The organism is Lysobacter sp. TAB13 (genome assembly GCF_052113885.1).
GTDB lineage: Bacteria > Pseudomonadota > Gammaproteobacteria > Xanthomonadales > Xanthomonadaceae > Lysobacter > Lysobacter gummosus.
On sequence record NZ_JBFRDR010000358.1, the window covers coordinates 1 to 375 of the forward strand.

A 375-nucleotide genomic window follows, 5' to 3' on the forward strand; every position below is an offset into this window, starting at 1 on the left:
GCCTTGCAGGCCGCCGCGATCACGTCGGCCGCGGCCGCGGGGATGACGTCGGCGGCCGCTTCGGCGCGAGCGAGCGCGGCCTCGAAATCCAGCATGCCTTGCAGAAGTGCCCGGTCTTCGAACAGGCTTGCCATCTCGTGATCGGCGAAGAGCTCGCCATAGAGACCGGGCAGGTCAGTCATGGCGGCTCCGCGTGTTCGGAAATGCGTGGCGCAATGCAGGCTCGCTCCCCTTGTCTAGGCTGGCGCTTTCCGATCAAGGATAGGCCAATGGGTCCTTGGATAGACCCGAGGCGCGCTCGCCCGCAACATGGGCCGTTCGGCGCAGCCAAGATGGAGGAGTGACGCCGTGGCGATGACGATGAATGGCGAGGTC

Annotated in this window: 1 pseudogene; it reads right to left on the reverse strand. The window is 66.1% G+C overall.

Features of this window, described 5'->3' with window-relative positions:
- Positions 1 to 182, reverse strand: a pseudogene (locus AB4Y92_RS26525) (3-carboxy-cis,cis-muconate cycloisomerase); the annotation flags it as partial.
- Between the last annotated feature and the right edge of the window lie 193 nt (positions 183 to 375).